General features: G+C 60.3%; 14 protein-coding genes. 7 read left to right on the top strand and 7 right to left on the bottom strand.

Features of this window, described 5'->3' with window-relative positions:
• Window positions 1-30 precede the first annotated feature (30 nt).
• Window positions 31-1,449 (bottom strand): sugar transferase, encoded by a 1,419-nt coding sequence (locus B5F98_RS05865; RefSeq protein ID WP_158099797.1) that lies wholly within the window; start codon window positions 1,447-1,449, stop codon window positions 31-33.
• Window positions 1,450-1,667: 218 nt separating this feature from the next.
• Between B5F98_RS05865 and B5F98_RS05860 the strand changes: the two genes are divergently transcribed.
• The 3 genes from B5F98_RS05860 to B5F98_RS05850 all read left to right on the top strand — a co-directional run bounded on the left by B5F98_RS05860 (window position 1,668) and on the right by B5F98_RS05850 (window position 4,656).
• Entirely contained in the window at window positions 1,668-2,774 is a 1,107-nt protein-coding gene (locus B5F98_RS05860; protein ID WP_087370308.1) for a glycosyltransferase family 4 protein, read from the top strand.
• A gap of 17 nt (window positions 2,775-2,791) precedes the next feature.
• Window positions 2,792-4,174 carry an undecaprenyl-phosphate glucose phosphotransferase gene (locus B5F98_RS05855; protein WP_087370306.1) on the top strand — a complete coding sequence of 461 codons (1,383 nt, stop codon included), beginning with the start codon at window positions 2,792-2,794 and terminating at the stop codon, window positions 4,172-4,174.
• Between the two features lie 101 nt (window positions 4,175-4,275).
• Window positions 4,276-4,656 (top strand): metal-dependent transcriptional regulator, encoded by a 381-nt coding sequence (locus B5F98_RS05850; RefSeq protein ID WP_087370304.1) that lies wholly within the window; start codon window positions 4,276-4,278, stop codon window positions 4,654-4,656.
• 35 nt (window positions 4,657-4,691) lie between these two features.
• On the opposite strand, the gene B5F98_RS05845 is transcribed toward B5F98_RS05850, so the two are convergent.
• Both B5F98_RS05845 and B5F98_RS05840 read right to left on the bottom strand, forming a co-directional pair.
• Complete coding sequence (locus B5F98_RS05845; protein ID WP_087370303.1) at window positions 4,692-5,285, bottom strand: sugar O-acetyltransferase; 594 nt, start codon at window positions 5,283-5,285, stop codon at window positions 4,692-4,694.
• A gap of 3 nt (window positions 5,286-5,288) precedes the next feature.
• Window positions 5,289-6,284, bottom strand: coding sequence for an asparaginase (locus B5F98_RS05840; protein ID WP_087231909.1), 996 nt, complete (start codon window positions 6,282-6,284; stop codon window positions 5,289-5,291).
• Between the two features lie 147 nt (window positions 6,285-6,431).
• Between B5F98_RS05840 and B5F98_RS05835 the strand changes: the two genes are divergently transcribed.
• Both B5F98_RS05835 and B5F98_RS05830 read left to right on the top strand, forming a co-directional pair.
• On the top strand, window positions 6,432-7,226 hold the full coding sequence (locus B5F98_RS05835) for an FAD-dependent oxidoreductase (protein WP_087370301.1): 795 nt from the start codon (window positions 6,432-6,434) through the stop codon (window positions 7,224-7,226).
• A gap of 122 nt (window positions 7,227-7,348) precedes the next feature.
• On the top strand, window positions 7,349-7,759 hold the full coding sequence (locus tag B5F98_RS05830; protein ID WP_087231904.1) for a hypothetical protein: 411 nt from the start codon (window positions 7,349-7,351) through the stop codon (window positions 7,757-7,759).
• A gap of 106 nt (window positions 7,760-7,865) precedes the next feature.
• Here B5F98_RS05830 and B5F98_RS05825 read toward each other — a convergent pair whose 3' ends face one another.
• From B5F98_RS05825 to B5F98_RS05810, 4 genes are all read right to left on the bottom strand, one after another.
• Window positions 7,866-9,917 (bottom strand): ABC transporter permease, encoded by a 2,052-nt coding sequence (locus B5F98_RS05825; protein ID WP_087370299.1) that lies wholly within the window; start codon window positions 9,915-9,917, stop codon window positions 7,866-7,868.
• The gene (locus B5F98_RS05820; protein WP_087231898.1) at window positions 9,914-10,678 is read right to left on the bottom strand and encodes an ABC transporter ATP-binding protein; all 765 of its coding nucleotides are present in this window, start codon (window positions 10,676-10,678) and stop codon (window positions 9,914-9,916) included. Before B5F98_RS05820 ends, B5F98_RS05825 begins: the two co-directional genes overlap by 4 nt.
• 110 nt (window positions 10,679-10,788) lie before the next feature.
• Entirely contained in the window at window positions 10,789-11,781 is a 993-nt protein-coding gene (locus tag B5F98_RS05815; RefSeq protein ID WP_087370297.1) for a sensor histidine kinase, read from the bottom strand.
• Window positions 11,782-11,794: 13 nt separating this feature from the next.
• Window positions 11,795-12,466: a response regulator transcription factor gene (locus tag B5F98_RS05810; RefSeq protein ID WP_087370295.1), complete on the bottom strand. Its 672-nt coding sequence runs from the start codon at window positions 12,464-12,466 to the stop codon at window positions 11,795-11,797.
• Window positions 12,467-12,912: 446 nt separating this feature from the next.
• Here B5F98_RS05810 and B5F98_RS05805 point away from each other — a divergent pair, with 446 nt between their 5' ends.
• Complete coding sequence (locus B5F98_RS05805; protein ID WP_143482743.1) at window positions 12,913-13,485, top strand: hypothetical protein; 573 nt, start codon at window positions 12,913-12,915, stop codon at window positions 13,483-13,485.
• A 308-nt stretch (window positions 13,486-13,793) separates the two neighbouring features.
• Entirely contained in the window at window positions 13,794-22,223 is an 8,430-nt protein-coding gene (locus B5F98_RS05800; RefSeq protein WP_158099796.1) for a S8 family serine peptidase, read from the top strand.
• Window positions 22,224-22,868: the final 645 nt, after the last annotated feature.

Genomic DNA, 22,868 nt, shown 5'->3' with positions numbered 1-22,868 from the left:
ATTTTTGATACAACAGCTTGGGTGGGGGGCTTATCGGGCTCCCACCTTTTTGAAAATGACCACCAGGGTCTTGAGCAGGATTTTGGCATCCAGCTGGAGATTCCAATTGTCAATGTACGCCACGTCCAGGCGCACCACTTCCTCAAAGTCCTCGATGTCGCTGCGGCCGCTGACCTGCCACAGGCCGGTGAGGCCGGGCTTCATGCTCAGGCGGCGCTTGTGCCGGGGCTCGTACTGCTTGAACTCCTCCACCGTGGGGGGGCGGGTGCCCACCAGGCTCATCTCCCCCTTGAGGATGTTCCAGAACTGGGGCAGCTCGTCGATGCTGGTGGCACGGATGAACTTGCCCACTTTCGTCACCCGGGGGTCGTTGGTCATCTTGAACATCTGGCCCTTCATCTCGTTTTGCTCCATCAGGTCCGCCTTACGGGCCTCGGCATCCGCCGACATGGAGCGGAACTTGTAGATATAGAAGTAACGGCCATTCTTGCCCACCCGCTTCTGGCGGAACAGGGCCGGACCGGGGGACTCCAGCTTGATGGCGGGGACCACGAAGATGCTCACCACAGCGGTGATGAGCAGTCCCACCAGGGCGCCAATGATATCAATGGCCCGCTTCATCACCAGCTTGTTGTAGTCAAAGAACCGGGGAGCAAAGCTGACCACCGGCATGTTGCCCACCATGTCGATGCAGCGGCTGTAGCCCTCCTTGCCCTCCAGCATGTTGATGTTGAGCTGGACGGGAATGCCCATCTCCTCGAAGCCGTCAATGTACTCCTGGAGGGACTTCCCGGTGTCATAGGGCACGTTGATGTAGGCCACATCCACCACCTCCCGGCGGGGGTCCTCCATCATGTCCTCCAAGGTGGCCACCACGGGATAGCCCCCGATGGTCATGCCCCGCATGTCCTGGTCCACAATGGCGATGCGCAGGGTGTACCGCTCCAGCACCTCCTCGTGCTTGAGCTGGGAGAGGATGTAGGTCACCCGGCTCTGGGTGGTCACCAGGTACATGTGCTCCTTTTCCGCCATGGCCCGGCGCTTTTTGGCCACTTTCTTGACCAGCATGTGACTGGTGTACATCAGCACCAGGTTGCTGAGCACCGTCACCGCCCACACGGTACGGGTCAGGTACTCCAGCTTGTGAGCGGCAAAGAAAACCAGTGCAATGACTCCCGCCACAAACGCACTGACTTTGACCACATATACCAGCTCTTCATAGCCGTCCCGGCGGCTAAAGTCCTGGTTGGCATTGAAAAATACATACACACAAAAGTAGGTCACCAACACCAACCACAGGTTGGCGATGACCCCGTTCATGGTGGGGTTCACCGGGTCGGGGCGAAACTCCAGCCGCACCACGCTGCCGAAGAGGAACGCAGCCACCAGGCATACGGCATCCACCAGGACAAGCAAACTGTTTTGTAACTTCTGCTTTTGCTGATACACAGCAGAACCTCCCTTTGTATCTCGCAGGTGTAGTGTTCTTCATCATACCACATTCCCCGCCAATGTACAACCGACGAATGTTTTTTATCGTAATTCTTAAGAATCTCCATATTTTTTCCCGGAGACTTTTCAATCTCCCAAACCCGTGATATAATACACGTCGTATTTTCGCGTACCACCCCATTTTCTGGGGTTTTTGATAGTAGGAGGTATCACCCATGGGCCGCATTCTCTTTGTGGCATCCACGTTTTCTCATATTCGAAACTTCCATCTTCCCTATCTGAAGGCCCTGACGGAACAGGGCTGGGAAGTGGATGTGGCCTGCGGCGGGGCGGTGATGGAGCTGCCCCATGCCCGCAAGCTGTACCCCATCCCCCTGGAGAAGAGCATGGCCTCTCCCAAAAATGTCACCGCCACCCGGCAGCTGCGCCGCCTCATCCGGGAAAACCGGTACCAGCTCATCAGCTGCCACACCGCCTTGGCCTCGTTTTTTGTGCGTCTGGCGGTGATGGGGATGCGCCACCGCCCCAAAGTGGTGTCCATCTGCCACGGCTATCTCTTCGACCAGGACACCTCTGCCCTCAAGCGCCTGGTGCTCAGCACTGCCGAGGCCGTCACCGCCCCGGTCACCGATCTGCTGCTGACCATGAACCAGTGGGACACCCAGTACGCCGCCGCCCACAAGCTGGGCAAGAAGGTGGCGTACATCCCCGGTATGGGCATTGACCCCCAAAAGCTCCCCGCTGTCCCGCCCCAGCGGGGCGCACAGCTGCGCAACGACCTGGGGCTGCCCGAGGATGCTTTCGTCCTCCTCTTTGCCGGGGAGTTCTCCCACCGCAAGAGCCAGCCGGTGCTCCTGGAGGCTCTGGCCCAACTGCCGGAGCAGGTGTATCTGCTCCTCCCCGGCCAGGGCAGCGAGCTGGAGGCCTGCCAGCAGCTGGCCCAGCAGCTGGGGGTGGCACATCGGGTGCGCTTCCCCGGCCAGGTGTCGGACATGCCCACTTGGTACGCCGCCTGTGACGCAGTGGTATCCGCCAGCCGCATTGAGGGGTTGCCCTTCAACCTCATGGAGGCCATGTACTACGGTCGCCCCATTGTGGCCAGCAACGTGAAGGGCCACCACGACCTGCTCGCCCCCAACCAGGCGGGGCTTCTGTACCCCTACGGAGATGCGGCTGCCTGCGCCCAACAGATTCGGGACCTCTTGGCACAGCCTCAGCTGCGCCAGGCCCTGAGCACCACCGCCCGACAGGCGGTCACCCCTTATCTGCTGCCCACGGTGCTGCCCCAGGTGATGGGACAGTATCAGCAGCTACTTGACTAGGGAGGAATTCACACACAATGATCAAGGAAAATCAACGCACCCTCAACTATATCAATGTCATTCTAGACGCCCTCCTCATTTTCCTGTGCATGCCCATCGCCTATTGGGCCCGGTTCTTCCTCTTCCCCTTTGACGACCGGGGCATCACCCTGCGCTATTACCTCATCCTCACCCTGTGCATGCTCCCCATCTTCCTCATCACCCTGGGGGCCATGAACCTCTACGACTCTTTGCGCACCAAGCGGCTGCACTGGGAGGTGGGGCGGCTGTTCTGGGCCTGCTCCATCAACTTCGTGGTGCTGCAGACCATCCTCTTCCTCATCAAACAGTTCTACTTCTCCCGTTTGACCTTCGTGCTCTACTTCGTACTGGTGTTCTTCGCCCTCAGCGGCAAGCGGCTGGTGCTGCGGCTGTGTCTGCGCAAGTTCCGCAAGCGGGGCTTCAACCAAAAGCACGTGCTGCTGCTGGGCAACGGCCCCATGGCCCAGCGCTATATCCAAGCGCTGGCCGATGACCCCAACCTGGGCTTCTTTGTGGAGGGGTATCTGGCCTCCCAGGACACCATCCCCGACCTGGGCTACCTGGGCAATCTGGACGACCTGTCCTCGGTGCTCAGCGACTACCAGCCCGATGAGGTGGTGGCCGCACTGTCCGCCCAGGAGTTCTCCCTCACCCCCACCATCATTGAGATCTGTGAGAAAGAGGGCATCAAGCTGTCCATCATCCCCTTCTATGCGGAATACATGCCCTCCAATCCCCAGTTTGACAACATCAACGGCATCCCCGTGATGAACATCCGCCGGATTCCCCTGGACAACCTGGTCTACGCCGTTGTCAAGCGCACCATGGACATTGTGGGCTCCCTGCTGCTCATTCTGCTCACCTCGCCCATCATGCTCTTTGCCGCCATCGGCGTGCGCCTGTCCTCCCCCGGCCCCATCATCTTCCGCCAAGAGCGGGTGGGACTGCACAACAAGCCCTTTGACATGTACAAGTTCCGGTCCATGCGAGTCAACGCCCAGCAGGACACCGGGTGGAGCCGCAACCGGGACCCCCGGAAGACCAAGTTCGGCGCCCTCATCCGCAAGCTGTCCATTGACGAGCTGCCCCAGCTGTTCAACGTGCTCAAGGGCGACATGAGTCTGGTGGGTCCCCGTCCGGAGATTCCCCACTTTGTGGAGCAGTTCAAAGACGAGATCCCCCTGTACATGGTCAAGCATCAGGTGCGCCCGGGCATCACCGGCTGGGCCCAGATCAACGGCCTGCGGGGAGACACCTCCATTGTGGACCGCATCCGCTACGACATCTACTATATCGAGAACTGGAGCATTTTCTTCGATTTGAAAATCCTGCTCATGACCCCTCTCAAGGGAATTATCAACCAGGAAAAGCTGAAGTGATTCACCTCTGATGCGCCCTTGCCCCCTTGGGAAAATTATGCTATAATGTCACAAATCCAATTGCCGCCGAGGAGGCGGCGTGAAAAAGGCGGTGAATCCCCATGGAAATCCATGAATCTGCTGAAAACTATCTGGAGGCCATACTGGCACTGAGCGAAAAGGGCTCGGTGCGCTCCATTGACGTGGCCCAGCACCTGGGCTTTTCCAAGCCCAGCGTCAGCCGTGCCATGAGCCTGCTGCGGGACAACGGCTACGTGGTCATGGACGAGAACAGCTTTCTGGTGCTCACCCCCGCCGGGCGGGAGATCGCGGAGACCATCTATGAGCGGCACCGCCTGCTCACCCAGTGGTTGACCTGGCTGGGCGTCCCCCCGGACATCGCCGCCGAGGACGCCTGCAAAATCGAGCACGACCTGAGCGCCCAGACATTTCAGGCTTTGAAAGATCACATTGCAAAATACCCACAACTCAATCAAGACTAAAAGCTTGGCCTCGGCGAAAATGCCGAGGCCAAGCTTTATCTCTCCATGGCTTTTTTCCAGTTGTCCCGGTCGGCCTGGGTGATCTCCCGCAGCACTCGGGCGGGGTTGCCCACAGCGATGGAATTGGGGGGCACGTCCCGGGTGACCACGCTGCCAGCTCCCACCACGGCCCCATCTCCAATGGTGACCCCGGCCAGGATGACACAGCTGCCCCCAATCCACACGTCCTTGCCGATGTGGACCTCTGCGCCGAACTCCCAGCCTGTGGCCCGGTCCTCCGGGGCGATGGGGTGCCCGGCGGCGTAGATGGACACGTTGGGGCCGATGAGGGTGCGGTCCCCGATGGTGACCTGACACACGTCCAAAATGGTCAGGTTGTAGTTGGTGAACACGTCCCGGCCCACCACAATGTGCTTGCCATAGTCACAGCGCAGGGGCGGCAAGATGGTGGAGTTCTCCCCAATGCCCCCCAGCAGCTGCTCCAGCAGGCCCCGCTGCTCCTCCCACCGCTGGGGCGGCAGGTTGTTGTAGGTGTACAGCAGCTCCTGGGCCGCCATGCGGGACTCCAGCAGCCCGTCCTGGTTGGCCAGATAGGGCAAGCCCGCCAACATCCGCTCTCTGTGGTTCACGTTTTACCCTTCCTTTCGTTCCCCGGCCAAGCTGTGGGCGAAATACTCCCGCACCTGGTCCGGGTCGTCGGTCTGCCCCAGGGCCCACATCAGCTTGGTCACTGCCGCCTCGGTGGTCATATCATAGCCCTGGATAACCCCCTCCGCCAGGGCCTTCTGCCCCGCCTGGTAGAGGGCAAAATTGCTGCTCTCATAGAGGCACTGGCTGCACACCACCACAGACATGCCCGCCTGGGCCGCCTTTTGCAGCTTCTCAATGAGGTTGCGGCGGATGAAGTGGAGTCCTCCGGTGCCGAAGGCCTCGATGACCACCCCACGGTAGTGCATATCCAGCAGCATGTCGAAGATCTCCGGGTTGAGCCCCGGGGTGAGCTTGATGAGAAATACCTCCCGGCACAGCTGGTCCCGCAGACGGCAGGGCCCCTTCACCGGGGGGATGGCGCTCTCGTCAATGGTGAGCCCCGAGCCGCTGACCCGGCCCACCAGGGGCCAGTTCACGCTCTCAAAGGCGGCGAAGTCGGTGGTGTGGGTCTTCACCGACCGACAGCCCAGAATCACCTTCCGGTCAAAGGCCACAAACACCCCCGGCTTTCCCGAGGCGGCCATGGCCAGGGCGGTGCGCAGATTGTCCAGGCCGTCGGTGAGGGGGTGCTCAATGGGAAGCTGGGCTCCGGTGAGCACCACGGGAATGGGGATGTTGCGCACCATGTAGGACAGCACCGAGGCGGTGTAGGCCATGGTGTCGGTGCCGTGGGAGATGACCACCCCGTCGTACTCCTCCCGGGCCTTGTAGACATGGGAGGCGATGAGCTTCCACTCCTCGGGCTGGATGTTGGAGGAGTCCAGGTGGAGAATGTCCTTCACCGTCAGGTCATAGCTGCCCGCCAGTCCCCCCATGTAGTGGGCCAGCATATCCCCGTCCATGCCGGGGGCCAGCCCCTCTTCCGTCATACGGGAGGCGATGGTGCCACCCGTGGTCAAAAGTAAAATTCGTTTCATGTTGATCCCCCTGGGATTCTCTCTTGATATCGATTTCAAGTATAGCGAATGTCCGCTGTCTTTTCAAGGGAATCCCGCCATTCCGGCCATCTTGCCGGGAGCTGAAAAAGTTGGTATACTGAGAAAAAACAAAAGGAGGACCATCCTATGCCATACGATCTTCTGGTGGTGGGAGCCGGACCCGCCGGACTCTCGGCCGCCATTTACGCCCGGGCCCGCAACAAATCCGTGCTGGTGGTGTCCAACGACCCCACCGCCAGCCCTCTGTGCAAGGCCCACCAGATTGACAACTACCCCGGTATCGCTCACATCACTGGTTTGCAGCTGGTGGAGGATATGCTGGCTCAGGCCCGTGAGATGGGCGCGGAATTCCGCCAGGGCCGGGTGCTCACCCTCATGCCCCTGGGCGACTCCGTCATGGCCTCCATCGGCGACCAGGTGGAACAGGCCACCGCGGTGGTGCTGGCCCCCGGCGTGGCCCGGGCCACCCCCCTCCCCGGCGAGGAGAAGCTGCTGGGCCGGGGCGTGAGCTACTGCGCCACCTGCGACGGCATGTTCTACCGGGGCAAGCAGGTGGTGGTGGCAGGCGACGCCCCCGACCTGGCCGAGGAAACGGAGTACCTGCGCTCCATCGGCTGCGAGGTCACCTCGGTACGTCTGCCCGGTCTGCACATCCTGGGCGAGGACCAGGTCACCGGGGTGTGCACCGCCAAGGGAGAGGAAATTCCCTGCCAGGGCGCGTTCCTGCTGCGAGCCTCCATCGCCCCCACCCAGCTGGCTCCGGGGCTGGAATTGGATGGCAACTATGTAAAGGTCAATTCCTTTATGGCCACCAACCTGCCTGGGATTTACGCCGCCGGAGACTGCACCGGCCAGCCCCTCCAGCTGGCCAAAGCCGTGGGCGAAGGCCAGATTGCCGCCCACCACGCCCTGGGCCTTTGACTTTGACTTGTTAAATTTTTTAGAAATCTTGCACGAAGGTTATTGAAATTTCCCGCGGAAGATGGTAACATGATGTACAAGAAAAGGGGACTCCCCCTTGAAACCAATAAGGAGTGATTGTTATGGTCAAAGTAATTATGGGCCCCAAGGGTACCGGTAAGACCAAGCAGATGATCGATCTGATCAACACAGCAGTGGAAACCGAGCACGGCAACGTGGTTGCCATCGCCCACGATTCCAAGCTGACTTTTGATATTAACTACAAGATCCGACTGGTTGAAACCTCCGACTACGATATCCCCAACTATGACACCTTGAAGGGATTCCTGTACGGCCTGTACGCCAGCAACTACGACATCACCCACGTGTTCATCGACAGCTTGAACAAGCTGGTCTCCACCGAGAACAAGGCCGATGTCGAGGCGTTCCTGGATTGGTTGGAAGCGTTCTCCCAGAAGAGCGGCATCAAGTACACGGTCTCCATCAGCGAGGACGAGTCCACCGCCAGCGAGGGTGTGCGCAAGTATTTCTAATACATCAAACAATGAGGGCCGAGTGCTGATGCACTCGGCCCTTTTGTGTATCAAACTTTGGATGCAGCTGGGGCCGGATGCTGACGCATCCGGCCCCTTTTTTGTGTTATTCCTCTCTCATGCCGCTGACAATGCGGAAGTACGAACGAGAGGTCAGACGATAAATCAGAACATAGAAGAGGGCGAAGGCCACAAAGCACACCACCGTCACCCCGGCAAACAGCCACACGTTGGTCAGGCCCAACAGCAGCAGCAGCTTGCGGATGAGGGGGAAGGCGAAGGCCAAGTGGGCCCCGGCCATGAGCAGCGGCAGGAAGAACACGGTGAGCACCTGGGAATTGATGCTCTTGCGGATCTCCACCTTGGTCATGCCCACCTTTTGCATGATGTCAAACCGGGCCTGGTCCTCATATCCCTCACAGATCTGCTTGTAGTAGATGATGAGCACCGCCGCCAGGATGAACACCACGCCCAGCAGGATTCCCAAGAAGAAGAGACCGCCATACAGGCCGTAGGTGTCCGCCCGCTCCTGGGCAGCCGCCTCCAGCAAGACGTGGAAAAACTCCTCATCTCCTGCGGAAATCTCCATGTCCCGCAGCTCTTGTTGCAAGTCCTGGGCAATGCTCTTCTGGGTCTCGTCGTCACAGTTGAGGTCAAAGCCGTAGAACCAGTGGGGGCTGATGAACTGCTCGCTTCCCTCGGACATCTCCCCCAGGCGGTCCATGACGCTGGAGAAATCGGGGACGAAGAGGTAGATGGAGGGGACAATCTGCATGGAGTCCACCCCGTTGTCCGCAAAGGAGTCCACCTGTTTGGCCACCGACAGGGTGAGACCGTCCCCCAGGGTCAGAGTATCGTGGGAATAGCTCATCTCCTTGGTGGTGTACACCAGGGTCTCCCCCTTCACCAACTCCTCATGCTTGCCCATGAGTTTGTTGTAGTCCTCCAGGGGCGCCACAAACACCTGCCAGGTGTTTGCCATGTCCTCCACGTTGTAGGAGTTTTGGAAGGTGTTCTCCAGAACCAAGTGGTCCTCCCGCTGGATGCCCACAAAGCCCGCCACCCGGTAGTCCACCACGTTGCTCATGGTGGCATCGTAGCGCTCCACCGTCTCCTCCGCCAGGGCTCGCACCTGGTCCAGGCGCTCATCGGTGAGGGTGTCCACGGTATCCACCATGCCGTCCAGGTTGATGTTGCGTGGGTAGCGGTTACGGATGCTGTCCTCAATGCCGATGTACAGGCAGGAGGTGGAGGAGATCATCACCAGCACCATGGTGCACAGGATGCAGATGGAGGCCAGGCCCGCACCGTTGCGCTTCATGCGGTAGACCATGGAGGACACCGACACGAAATGGTTGGTCTTGTAGTAGTAGCGCTTATTCTTTTGCAGCAGGCGGCACAGGGTCACAGAGCCCGCCACAAACAGCAAGTAGGTGCCCACCACCACCATGGCCACCGCGATGAAGAAGCCAATCATGGCGGTAATAGGGTCTTTCACGGTGATGGCCCAGTAGTAGGCCCCGGCCAGCACCACCAGGCCCAGCAGGGCGAAGATCCAGTTGGCTTTCGGCGGCTTCTCTCCGGCGTTCTCACTGCGCAGCAGGGCGATGGGGCTGGTGAGGTGGATTTGACGCAGGGTGTTGAGGAACATGAGGCCGAAAATCACCAGAAACAGCACCACAGTGCTGACCACGGAGTTCAGCTCCACCGTCATGGTGTAGGTGACCCCACCGTTCAGAATGCGGGTGAGGGCCAGCTCGGCCACCTTGGAGAAGAGCACGCCGCAGAACAGGCCCACCACCAGGGTGATGGCCGCGATGATCACGGTCTCCCACAGCAGCACCAGAGCCAGGTGCCGTTTGCCCATACCTAGGATGTTGTACAGGCCAAACTCCTTCTTTCTTCTGCGGATGAGGAAGGAGTTGGTGTAGAAGAGGAAGATGGTGGAAAACACACACATGACCCCAAAGCCCGTGTTCAAAAAGCTCTGGGCGCTGCCTCCTCCGGGCATCTCTTTCAGCACCGGAGACAGGCCCAGGAAGGAGACGATGTAGCAGACCATCACCACGCCGATACAGGCCAGGATGTAGGGCAGGTACATCTTCTTGTTTTGACGGATACCCGTCCACGCCAGTCGGCGATAAAATCCCAGTCTCATGCCCGCTCACCACCTGTGGTCAACAGGGTGAGGGCGTCGGAAATCTTTTGATAGAACTGGTTTTCCGTGCTCTCGCCCCGGTAGATCTGGTGGAACAGCTCGCCGTCCTTGATGAAGAGCACCCGTCCGGCGTGGCTGGCCGCCTTCACCGAGTGGGTGACCATCAGGATCGTCTGTCCCTGGGCGTTGATGTCGCCAAACAGCCGCAGCAGCTCGTCGGTGGCCTTGGAGTCCAGAGCACCGGTGGGCTCGTCGGCCAGGATGAGGCGGGGGTTGGTGATGAGAGCCCGGGCCACGGCTGCCCGCTGCTTCTGGCCGCCGGACACCTCATAGGGGTACTTTTTCAGCAGGTGGGCGATGCCCAGCTGAGCCGCCAGCGGCACCAGGCGCTGCTTCATCTCGCTGGGCTGCTTACCCGAGAGCACCAGGGGCAGGTAGATGTTGTCCTCCAGGGAGAAGGTGTCCAGCAGGTTGAAGTCCTGGAACACAAAGCCCAGGTGGTCCCGGCGGAAGGCCGCCACCTCAGACTCCCGGATTTTACCCAGCTCCTGGCCGTCCAGCTTCACCAGGCCCCCGGTGGGCTTATCCAGCGCCGCCAGGATATTCAAAAGGGTGGTCTTGCCGGAGCCAGACTCTCCCATGATGGCCACATACTCCCCTTCCTCCACATGGAAGGTGACATTTTTCAGCGCCTGCACCTGGGTGCCGCCAAAGCGGGTGGTGTAGACCTTCTGTAAGCTCTGTACTTCCAAAATACTCATAGAGCGGTTCCTCCTTTGCTGTTTACACCCTTATTATAGCCGGGAGAACCCCGCCTCTCCATGGCATCTCCTTACACTTTGCCCTCCACTTCTTACACTTTTGTCACAAGTCACTCCAGCCACCGCTGTTCCCGCTCCAGATTGATGCGGATGGAGGTACCCTCCCCCGCCACAGACTGGGCGGAGATGGTGTGGCCCAGATTGGTACAGATACGGCGGCACAGGTACAGCCCCAGGCCGCTGGCCTTCTTGTCCGCCCGGCCATTGTACCCGGTGTACCCCTTTTGGAAGATGCGGGGCAGGTCCTCGGCGGCAATGCCCATGCCGTTGTCCCGGATGCACAGGGTGGCGGGCTTCTCCAGCCCCAGCCACACCTCGCCCCCGTCTGGGGTGTATTTTAGGGCGTTGGACAGCACCTGCTCCACCACAAAACTCAGCCACTTCTCATCGGTGAGCACCCGCAGCCCCGTGGGCTCATAGTGCAGGGCAATGTGGCGGCGGATGAACTGGGTGGAAAACTTGCGCACCGCTCCCCGGAGAATGCCGTCCAGCTGGTACTCCCGGAACAGGTAGTCGGTGGACTCCGAGTCCAGGCGGAGGAAGGCCAGCACCATCTCCACATACTGCTCAATGCGCTGCAGCTCCTCCAGCTGCTGCCGGGCGGTGGGGGAGTCCTGGCTCTGGAGAGTCAGGCGCATGGAGGCAATGGGGGTCTTGATCTGGTGGGCCCACACGGTGTAGTAGTCCACCATGTCCTCATAGCGGCGCTGCATCTCCCCTTCCCGCTGGGCCTGCTCGGCCCGCAGCAGCTGGATGATGTGCTGGTAGTCCCGGTGGTCCTGGTTGATGGGCAGAGGGAACTCCCCCATCACCGCCCCAGACAGCTGGGAGAGCTGCTCCAGGCGGCGGTGCCGCTCCTGGGCTCGCCGGATGTCCAGCCCCAAAAACACGCACCCCAGCACCCCGCACAGCCCCACCGGGTAGAGCACCGCGGCCATCGGCAGCCGGTACAGGGCAAACACGGTGAGAAAGATGAGGGAGAAGAGGAGGAAAATCCCCACCGCCGGGAGGCGGTCCCTCAGATAGGTTTTCAGGAACCTCATGACGTCCTCCTTATTAAGAGATGAGATAGCCCACCCCGAACTTGGTGGTAATGAAGGCCTTCAGCCCCGCCCCGTCCAACTTCTTGCGCAGGCGGTTGACGTTCACCGTCAGGGTGTTTTCGTCCACAAAGCTGTCCCCTTCCCAGAGAAGCTCCATCAGCCGCTCTCGGCTGACCACGCTGCCCTTGTTTTGCATTAGGGCCAGGAGAATGCGGTACTCATTTTTCGTCAGGTCGATGTTCTCCCCCTGATAGGTGAGGGTGCCATCTCCCGTGTTGAGCATGGCCCCCCGGTGCTCCAGCACCGGCACCGCACCGGCGTAGTCATAGGCCCGGCGGAGCATGGCCTGCACCTTGGCAATGAGTACCCCCTGGTCAAAGGGCTTGGCGATGAAGTCGTCCGCCCCCATGTTCATGGCCATCACCAGGTTCATGTTGTCCGAGGCGGAGGAGAGAAAGACAATGGGCACCTGGGAGACGGTGCGGATCTGGCTGCACCAGTGGAAGCCGTTGAAAAAGGGCAGCCCGATGTCCATAAGCACCAGATGGGGCTGGTACTGGGCAAACTCCCCCAGCACGTTGCGGAAGTCGGAGACGCATTTGGCCTCCAGCCCCCAGGCCTCCAACTGGGTCTGCACCGCCCCGGCAATGCCCCGATCATCCTCCACAATTAGAATTCGATACATGCGCTTCGCTCCTTTCCCCCTTTCTGGGGGTGGTATCCCCTCCATTTTAGGTGCTTTCCCCCGCCCTGTCAACGAAGTTCCCGGTACAGGGATTCCATCCCACTTTATGGCAGAAAACTGAAAAATTTCAACAATTTTTAATGGATAAAAAAGGAATCAACCTATATTCTTTACATTTTTGCAACATTTTTCTCTAATTTTACGAAAAAATCACAGGAATACCACAGAGAAGAAGGAGAAAAAGGTAGATTTGTGTGTTGGATTGACAAATCAAGGAACATGCCCTATAATGCAGGAGGATAAGCCAGAATTCCAGAACATACCTGGTTGATTGAGGATGCGTCCCCTCATCTGGGTGGGGGCGTTTTTTGCGCCGGGTGTTGTTTAGTGAGTTAGCGAAGCGAATTTGCCCCTGCCTGAGTGGGGCACAAGGAGGAACCGATCTCGTGAAGAGCAATAAGTTGGCTGCGCTGCTGTTGGCAGCGGCCATGTGTACCATAACTGCGGGATGCACTTCATCCCCTCAGGAGGAGAGCAGTATGCCATTGACCAGTCCGTCCGCAGCCATTTCCGAAAAGCCCAGCCAGAGCGGCTTCGCCGGCGGCGGCACCGGAGCCGTGGGCAGCCAGTCCGTCACTCTGGAAAACAGCGGCAAGCTGCGCATCGCCTATCAGCAGGGCGCGGGCAACTCCGTGACCTGCGTGTCCAGTGTGGACCAGCTCAACCGCTTCGGTCTGTACGGCAGCGACAAGCTGGCCGCATACGACAAGCACTTTTTTGACAGCAAAGCCCTGGTGCTGGTGAAATACACCGTCAGCAGCGGCTCCACCCAGCTCAGCCTGAGCAGCGCCACCCGGGTCAGCAACATGGTATCCGTGCATGTGGACGCCCAGTCTGCGGGCATGGGAACCTCGGACATGGCCACCTGGCTTTTGTGGGCTGAGGTGGACAAGTCTCTGAGCGACTGTCAATGGGTGTTGGACGGGGCCAGTGGTGCCGGGTCCGGCGTGACCAAGTAACCAGGTTGGCCGGGTACAATACAACACAGTGTGCAAAGGGGCAGATATCCACAGCGGACTGTCCCTTTGTCTTTCCCTTTATAAGTTATCAATCGAGAATTGAGAGAACACCAGTTGGATGATAACCTGTCTTCTTCGACCAAGCGTCTGGAAACCAGTTAAGGAGGGGTGGCAGTGGGTTTCCACGCAGAGAAAAGATGAGGGGTTTTCATATTTGCGAGGTCCGGCCTGTCCCCGGATGGACCGTCCCCGCCCGTTCGCTTCCGCCCTGTGGACGGAAGCGGCAAACGAAAACTAAGGAGGATAACATGAGACATCACGTGAAAGCATCACGCAGGCTCGTCAGTCTGCTGCTCTCGGTGGTCATGGTGCTCGGCTTGCTGACACCTGGCTTCGCCGCTGGCAGCGGGGCTCTCTCCCTGACAGAGGGCAACCCCCACGCAGGCTATGACGCCGACCTGCCCAGTGAAGAGTCTGGATCTACCGTCCAGGCCGAAGTGAAAGAGGACGACGGCCAGGCCAACATCGGCCTGGAGGAGAGCGGCACTCCCGCTGCTCAGAACAACGACGCCTCTGCCCCCGCTCCCGAGGACGAAGTGACCTTCATCGTCTCTCTGGACAAGGAGTCCCTTCTGGAAGCCGGCTTCAGCGGTGACGACATCGCCGCCGACACCGCCAGCGTCAGCAACTATGTTGCCGACCAGAAGGACGCCGTGGAGCTGTTCACCCAGGCTCTGGAGGACGAGCTGGGCAGCGACGCTGTGGAGGTGGGCTACACCTACACCGTGACCATGACCGGCCTGTCCGTCACCACCACCTATGAGAACAAGGCTGCCATCCAGGAGATGCCCGGCGTGGATCGGGTGTATGTGGCTCCTGTGTTCAGCATTCCCGAAGAGGACAATGTGATGCAGCCCTACACCAACAACGCCACCAATATGATTGGCTCCAACGTGGTCAATCAGAGCGGTTGGACCGGTAAGGGCATGCGCATCGCCATTGTGGACACTGGTATCGTGGCCAATCACCCCAACTTCCAAGCCATGAGCGAGGACAAGCTCACCGATACCTCCCTGACTGTGGAGGATGTGCAGAACGCTTGGAGCAACCTGAATGCTTCCGACTCCAACGTGCTCCCCGCTTCCACCTACTTCAGCAACAAGATCCCCTTCGCCTTCAACTACTACAACAAGAACATTGACGTGTCCCACGATGTCGCTGGTAGTGACCACGGCACCCACGTGGCTGGCATCGCCGCCGCCAACAAGATTTCCTCTTCTGAGGTCATCGGTGTGGCTCCCGACGCTCAGCTCATCGTCATGCAGGTGTTCAACCCCAAGGGCGCCAACTGGGATACCGTTATGGCCGCCCTGGAGGACTGTGTCTACCTGAACGTGGACACCGCCAACCTGTCCCTGGGCTCCGCCGCCGGCTTCGTGGATAACGATGCTCCCATGACCGAGTTGCTGGACCTGCTGGAGCAGGCCGGTGTGGAAGTCATCATCGCCGCCGGTAACGACACCAACAACGCTCTGAACAACAACCACGGCAACAACCTGTCCCTGACCGGAAACCCCGACACCGGCCTGGTGGGCAACCCCAGCACCTACTCTCACGTGCTGTCTGTTGCCTCTGCGGACAACGACCGCATCACCCAGCAGTACGTCACCGTGGGTGAGACCAAGATCGGCTACAACGACTCCGGCGTGTTCACCCGTCTGGAGAACCTGGCCGGCAACTCCTATGAGTATGTCATGATCGACGGCTACGGTGCCGCCGAGGACTTCGACGGCGTGGACGTCAACGGCAAGGTTGCCGTGGTGTGGCGTGGCGGCGGCGTGGCCTTCCCTGACAAGCACGCCAACGCTCAGAACGCCGGTGCTGCTGCCTGTATCGTGGTCAACAACACCGCCGGTCTGCTGAACATGGCCATCAACGATGCCGCCGGGAACATCCCCTGCGTGCTCATGTCCAAGGAGGCCTGGGACCTGCTGGCCAACGCTGAGACCAAGACCCTCACCGTCACCGGCAAGAGCGATTCCTTCCAGATCGCCAAGACCATGAGCGACTTCTCCAGCTGGGGTCCCGCTCCCGACCTGTCCCTGAAGCCTGAGATCACCGGCGTGGGCGGCAACATCTATTCCACCCGTGACACCCCCACCGGCTACGGCAACATGAGCGGTACCTCCATGGCCACTCCCCAGGTCACCGGCGCTATGACCGTGCTGATGCAGTACCTGCGCAGCAAGGGCTACAGCAATCAGGACATGTGGACCATGGCCACCAACATCCTCATGAGCACCGCCGATCCCATCGACGTGCCCGGTTCCACGGGGCTGAAGTATTCCCCCCGTCTCCAGGGCGCCGGTCTGGTGAACCTGGTGAAGGCCACCACCGTGGATGCCTACCTGTCCAGCACCTCCAACTCCATGGGCCGTGCCAAGGCCGAGCTGGGCGACAGCACCGAGGGAACCTTCTCCTTTGAGTTCTCCGTGACCAACTTCTCCGACGAGTCCAAGACTTACACCTTCGATTCTGACGTGCAGACCGAGACTGCCACCGATGGCTTCATCGCCGGCACCCCCTATCTGCTGGAGTCCAAGGTGAAGGTCAGCCAGGACAGCGTCACCGTGGCTGCTGGTGAGACCGTCACCCTCACTGCCACCATCACCCTCACCGAGGCCGACAAGGAGTACATCAACAGCCGCTTTGAAAACGGCATGTATGTGGAGGGTTACCTGTACCTGGAGGGCGCTGACAACCAGAACCTGACCATGCCCTTCCTGGGCTACTACGGCGACTGGTCCAAGCCTCCCGTCTTCGATAACCCCGACTACAACGAGGCCAGCCTGTATGGCACTGGCGTGTTCACCATGATCTCCCAGCTGGGTACCAACCCCTATCTGCGGGGCGGTGCCTCCGGCGATGAGTACAACGCCTTCTCCTATGCCAACCCCCTGATGGAGCTGGATTTCGGTATGCTGCGTAACGCCCGCAAGCTGGTGTTCCGTGTCAACAATACCGAGACCGGAGAAGAGTACTTCAACTACGTCCACGAATACGCCACTAAGAGCTACTACAACAGCAGTTACGGCCAGATCTTCCCCTTCTACATCTACAACGCCACCACCGACGAGGAGTATGTGTGGAACGGCTATGACAAGGACGGCAATCAGCTGCCTGACGGCACCACCATCACCTACACCGTAGAGGCCTATGTGGACGACGGCGACGATGTGGTGGATGATTCCTTCTCCTTCCAGGCCTCTCTGGACAACCAGAAGCCTCAGCTGCTCAACGCCGACAATCTCCAGGACTCCCTGAAGGTGGAGAACGGTCAGATCAACCTGACCCTGAAGCTGCAGGATAACGCCAACCTGGCCGCCATCCTCTTCGTCTCCCCCGACGGCTCCGTCATCAGCAAGTTCGCTCCCAAGCCCGACGATGGCAGCGAGTATGTGGCCGGCAAGAGCTTTGAGCAGACCTTCAACGTGGCTGGCTACGGCGCTGACTTCACCATCGTGCTGGGCGACTACGCCTGCAACGAGACCGAGATCAAGGTGGCCCTGGAGCTGGATGATTCCGCTCTGACTCCCAGCCTGAAGGATCTGGAGCTGGGCCGTCTGTACGGCTTCGAGCCCTACACCGACTCCACCGTTCTGGACCGCGGCTGGTTCAGCATTGACAAGGGCCAGACCGAGGCACCCCGCAACGAGACCTATGAGAACACCGCCTACTTGGCCGGCGAGTACATCAACGGCCGTGTGATTGCCCAGCGCAACGACGGCGCTCTGGTGCTGCTCTCTCCCTACTCCACCTACTGGGGCAGCCAGGTTCTGTACACCCAGAGCGGCCAGGAGGGCTCCGCCAACTTCATCACCCTGTATGACATGGCCCTGAGCCATGGCAACAACGGCGGCGGCATCCTCCAGCGCAACGGCGAGGACGCTCTGTACGCCGTGGGTTGGACCTATGACGGCACCATCACTCCCTCCAGCAGCTATGGCGGTTCCAACAACCTCTATGAGGTGTGCTTCACTCCCTGGGGCTACACCAGCATTGAGAAGGTGGCCACCATCACCGGCCTGGCTGAGGGCTACGAGATCCTCACCCTGTCCGCTGACGAGGAGGGCAACCTGTACGCCATCGGCACCGACCTGAACCTCTACTCCCTGGACAAGACCACCGGTGCTGCTACCTGGCTGATGACCATGTCCGACTTCAAGGTCAAGACCAACGGCGAGCGTCTGAGCAGCATCCAGTCCATGACCTATGACTACGAAGAGGACGTCATCTACTGGTACGCTCACGCCCAGGTGGGCAACACCCAGGTGTGCGAGACCTACAAGATTGACCCCGTGAAGAAGACCGCCGAGAGCCTGGGCAGCCGTGCCCCCAGCGGCACCTCCGCCCTGTTCATCCCCAACGACCTGGGCACCGACCTGTTCACCGTGGGCGAAGTCAACCCCACCGGCGTGCAGCTGGAGCCCTATAAGACCACCCTGGTGGTCAACCAGGGCAAGCGCATGAACCTGACTTGGGCCCCCTGGAACGCCGCTGCTCAGCAAGTGACCTGGACCAGCGACAACACCGACGTGGCCACCGTCTCTGAGACCGGCTATGTCAAGGCCATTGGCCCCGGCACTGCCACCATCACCGGCGCTACCCAGATTATGTATGCTGGACAGACCGAGTGGACCCCCTACGAGGTCACCTGCCAGGTCACCGTAGTGGAGTCTCAGGACGCCCTGTACGGCTACATCGTCACCGATGATGTCAACCAGGGCAACCAGATGAAGTGGGTCACCTACTCCGATCAGGCTCCCACTCAGGTCACCCAGCTCAACGCCCCCAAGACCACCACTCTGGACGGCACCGTTGGCTCCGCCATCTGGGCCGGCGGCACCTACTACAACGGCTATGTGTACACCGTGCAGCAGGAACAGTGGGTGGAGGACGACGTGATCTACAACGCCACCGTCCTCTATCGCACCCTGGTCACCGGCAATGAGGATCCCACCAAGACCACCTTCGGCGAGCCCGAGCGCATCGGCCACACCGAGAACATCCAAGTGGGCAACATCGGCTTCGACTACAACACCGGCCGTATGTACGGCGTGGATCTGACCAACGGCGGCCTCGTGGTCATCGACCTGGAGACCGGCGCTGTGGATCCCATCGGCGAGTTCAAGTTCCCCGAAGGCTCTGCCTCCGGCGACAACGTGATGACCGCCATGGCCGTCATCTGCGAGGGTGAGGAGACCACCATCCTGTGCGGCAGCATGAACGGCAACCTGTTCATCGTGGACCCCGACACCATGGAGGCCACCAAGGTCTACTCCAGCTCCCAGGAGTACTGGTTCTACGCTGGCATGACCTACGACTACAACACCGGCAACATCTACTGGAACCCCTCCATGGGCTCCGGCATCAATCCCCTGTTCCTGGTCACTCTGGAGGACACCGATTGGGGCTCCATTGAGGCCAACGTCATGGACCTGGGCGACGTGAGCAGCCGTTCCGGCGTGGAGCAGACTGCCATGTTCACCATCACCGAAAACGAACCCGAGACCAACTACATCCCCGTGGAAGACCTGTGGCTGACCACCGGCGAGACCTACACCGGCCTGGCTGGCGCTCAGGTGCAGCTGCAGACCTCCACCGAGCCCGCCCGTCCCACCGTGCAGAAGCGCACTTGGTCCAGCGACAACACCGATGTGGCCACCGTGGACGCCTTCGGCAAGGTGACCCTGGTGGATGTGGGTACCGCCACCATCACCGTCAGCCTCACCGACCGTGACGGCACCGTGTACTCCGACTCCATCACCTTCACCGTCCTGCCCGCTGCCGGCTCCATGGCCGCCTTCATGGCCCGGGACGACAACGGCTCCATGTACGCCAACTTCTGGATCACCGTCAACGACTATGATCCCGCCAACTCCACCGTGGGTCAGGCCACCAATGGTGCCTACACCGTCCGTGCCGGCGAGTACTTCGACGGTTACTACTATGTGGTGGACGACCTGAACAACTTCATGCGCATCGATGCGGATTCCGTGGATGCCTACACCGTGCTGGGCAACACTGAGAAGCGTGTGGTGGATCTGGCCTTCGACTACACCACCGGAACCATGTACGGCCTGACCCTCAGCTACAAGGCTTGGAACTCCGAGACCTATCAGCAGGAGCAGACCTACCCCGAGCTGGTGAAGATCGACCTGACCACCGGCGCCCTGACCACTGTGTGCACCCTGGATACCGCCGGTGCCTTCACCCTGGCCGCTGACAAGGACGGCAAGCTGTACACTGCAGGCAGCACCTCCACCAGCGCCAACGCCGTACTCTATCAGATCGACACCGCCACCGGCGCTTGCACCCAGCTGACTGAGGTGGAGGGCGCTGTGGCCTACACCGATCAGAACGGTGCCTACAACTCCCAGCTGTCCTATGACTTCGGCAGCGACCGTCTGTACTTCCACGCTGCCAACATCACCGCCAGCTGGTGCAGCGGCTCCAACCTCTACATGATCGAGAAGGAGGGCGACTCCTTCACCGCCATGAAGCTGGGCAGCACCGCTCTGAACCTGCGTGGTGAGTCCATGCAGGGCTACAACGCCGTGCTGGGTATGCTCTGCCCCATCCCCGAGGACAGCGAACTGCCCGAGATGGACGTGATCAACCTGATGCTGGACCGCACCGTGACCCGGATGCTGGTTGGCACCACCATGACCATGGACGCTCTGGTTCAGCCCGCTGTGAGCAGCGACAAGGCTCAGCTGGTCTGGTCCAGCAGCGATGAGTCCGTGGCCACTGTGGCCGAGGACGGCACCATCACCGCTGTGGCTGCCGGCGAGACCACCATCACCGTCACTGACACCGTCAGCGGCCTGTCCGCCTCCTGCCAGCTCTCCGTGCTCTCCCAGCTCAGCGGCGACGTGGCCTACACCATCTCCCAGGGCGTCGGCCTGGTGGCCTTCGATCCCGAGCTGCCCAACGAGTACGTGGTGGTCAACTCCGCCATGCCCGTGGACGGCAAGCTGGTGGGTGTGGACGTGGACGACTCCGGCCGTTACCTCTACTACGCTGTGTACGACGACGGCTCCTTCCCCCTGCTGTACCGTTACGACATCCAGGGTAACACCAATGTCTACATGGGCCAGCTCCAGACCAACACGCAGGTCTACACCCTGGCCTACGATGACGAGCACAACGTCATCTATCTGGGCGGCGGCTACTACCTGTATCAGTACTACGTGCCCAGCCTCCAGACCACCGACCTCAATCCCTACACCAGCATCGGCTTCGACAGTGACTACACCCGTGTGCACACCGTGGCCTGTGCCAACGGCAAGACCTATGTGCTGGGTAAGTGCTACGAGGATTCCCGTCTGATGGAAGTGGCTCTGAACATGCAGACCTACACCATCCTGGAGAACACCGACCTGCAGCTGAACACCGTGGAGAACAGCAGTGAGATGAGCTACAGCTCCAACACTGGCAAGTTCTACGTCACCGACGCTGCCAACAACCTGTACTCCTTCAACCTGCCCGACGAGAACGGCCTGACCAACCTGACCAAGGTTGACCTGGTGGCTGGCGGCCTGAACGTCACCGGTCTGGGCATCTACAACGATCCCGACTTCAACTGGGATCAGGAGGATTCCGGCCGCAAGTACGACGTGACCATCACTCCCACTGAGAACGGCACCGTGAAGGTGGATCCCACCAGCGCCGCTGCCGGCACTCAGGTGACCATCACCGCCACTCCCGACCAGGGCTATGAGGTGGGCTCCATCGTGGTCACCGACGCCGAGGGTAACACCATCGCTGTCACCAACAACGCCTTCACCATGCCCGCCGGTGGCGCCACCGTCACCGTGACCTTCCAGGCTGTGGCCAAGGCCGACAAGACCCTGCTGCAGAAGACCTATGACTATGCCGTGACCCTGTCCACGGAGGGTGTCACCGACTCCGCCAAGGCCGCCTTCGAGAAGGCTCTCGAGAACGCCAAGACCGTTCTTGCTGACGACAACGCCACCCAGGACGAGGTCAACGCCGCTTGGGACCAGCTGCTGGAAGGCATCTGGGGTCTGGGTCTGGTTCAGGGCAGCAAGGATGAGCTGAACAAGCTCATTGCCAAGGCCGACGAGATGATGGACAACGCCGACAAGTATGTGGCTGACCACTGGCAGGAGCTGGTGGACGCCCTGGCCAAGGCCAAGGAAGTTGCCGCTGACGGCGACGCCATGGACGAGGACATCCAGCCTGTGGCTCAGGCCCTGCTCAATGCCATCCTGGCCCAGCGCTTCAAGGCTGACAAGTCCATCCTGGAAGACCTCATCGGCCAGGCCAAGAGCATCAACCTGGAGGGCTACACCGCCGAGTCCGTGGCCACCTTCCGTTCCGCTCTGGCTGAGGCGCAGGCTGTCATGGCCGACGAGACCCTGTCCGAGGACGATCAGAAGACCGTGGAGGACGCCGTGGCTGCTCTGAATGCCGCCATCAACGGCCTCACCGCCGAGGGCGAGACTCAGCCCTCTGACAAGCCCGAGTCCACTGACGAGCCTCAGGTCTCCGACAAGCCTGAGACCACCGATCAGCCTCAGGCCACCGAGAAGCCCGCTGAGAAGCCCGCTCAGACTGGCGACAACGCTCAGCTGATGCTGTACATGGCTGTCATGTTCGCCGCTGTGTGCGCTCTGGGCGCCACCGCCGTGGTGCGCAAGCGTCGCAGCTAAGGCTCTCTCAGGTCTCTGAGACCCAACGCATGACAAAGCCCCGGAGGAAGCAAATGCTTCCTCCGGGGCTTTTGTGTTTTCCTCTCCCAGAGACAAAGCCTCCCTTGTGTAAAGGGAGGTGGCACAGCGTCAGCTGTGGCGGAGGGATTAATCGTCTAACCATCCATGTATCAGGCTTGCCAGCCTGGTGGGGACGCTCCCCGCTGGGGGTTTCTTTTGAGCGGGCAAAAGAAACCAAAACCCGCTTAGGGCGTTCCCCCCTAAGGACCTCCCTTGGGGTACGAAGCTGGAACTGCATCAATTCTATGGCCGGCCCTGGCCTTGGTGGGGTCACATGGATGCTCTGGTACATCTATAGAAAGCATTCCCTTCTCTGTGAGACTGTGCCTCTGTTTCCAGGGCCTCACCCCGGTGTGCGGCGTTCCCGCCGCCGGGAGCCGGCCACCGATCGCTGGGAACAGCGGCTCACCAGGAAAAGGCCCTGGCAGTAGAAAGACACACTAGCAGAGAAGCAAATACAAGCCCTAGAATGACACGTCATCTATGTGACCCCACCGAACTAAGGGCCGAACAGAGAACGGCGCACGTTCCCCCCAGTACCGCGGGGTGGATTCCACAAGGCGGGGGAAGGCCCCGCCTTTGGCG

The organism is Pseudoflavonifractor sp. An44 (genome assembly GCF_002161675.1).
Classification (GTDB): Bacteria; Bacillota; Clostridia; order Oscillospirales; family Oscillospiraceae; genus Enterenecus; species Enterenecus faecium.
The sequence above is the reverse complement of the archived record's forward strand: the minus strand, read 5'-3'. Positions and strand labels throughout refer to the sequence as shown.